Origin of the sequence: Tepidimonas aquatica (assembly GCF_007556585.1) — a bacterium.
Lineage (GTDB): Bacteria > Pseudomonadota > Gammaproteobacteria > Burkholderiales > Burkholderiaceae_C > Tepidimonas > Tepidimonas aquatica.
The window spans coordinates 1-551 of the sequence record NZ_VJNA01000095.1 but is presented as its reverse complement, the minus strand read 5'-3'; the positions used below and the strand labels follow the sequence as shown (position 1 = coordinate 551).

The following is a 551-nucleotide window of genomic DNA, read 5'->3' as shown; positions in this document are numbered from 1 at the left end:
GCTTTGCGCATGAACAGGTGCGACAGCCTTGCTTCCAACTCCTGCCACGGCATGCGTGAGGACAACACCGCCAGCGGATGGCGCAGGTCGATCATCTGATCGAGCCGGGCGCGGAAGAAGTCCTCGGTGGCGGGGCAGGCAAACATCGCAAAACTCCCAGAAAACGGCGCATCAGACCATCAAATCTGGGGGAAATTGTACTCGCAAACAGACAATAACACAAGAAAAATCATGCTGTTATGAATATTTCAGGGGCGACTCAGTAGCGACGCCATGCGTCCCGGTTAGAGATGCCCGTTTGACCTCCCTGCTGGCTCCATTACGGTGAACATCAGGTGGCTCCTTTACGCCGACAACGAACTGGCTCGCTTACGCCGAACATCAAGTGGCTCCAATATGGCGGTCAGTGACAACCTGGCTGCGGTCATCGACCTCTTTGCGCGCCAGGTGGTGGGATGGAGCCTGCAGGAGCGCATGCACACGGGCCTGCTCAAGGATGCCTTGGCCATGGCGTGGTGGCGCCGGCGCCCGCCGCCTGGGGGCTGATCTTC

The 551-nt window shown here is 59.0% G+C and carries 2 pseudogenes; one reads left to right on the top strand and one right to left on the bottom strand.

The window, feature by feature from the left end:
- Positions 1-146: pseudogene (locus Taqua_RS13680) on the bottom strand (IS5/IS1182 family transposase); the annotation flags it as partial.
- A gap of 268 nt (positions 147-414) precedes the next feature.
- On the opposite strand from Taqua_RS13680, the pseudogene Taqua_RS13140 reads away from it, so the two are divergent.
- Positions 415-540 (top strand): annotated as a pseudogene (locus Taqua_RS13140) (IS3 family transposase); the annotation flags it as partial.
- Positions 541-551: the final 11 nt, after the last annotated feature.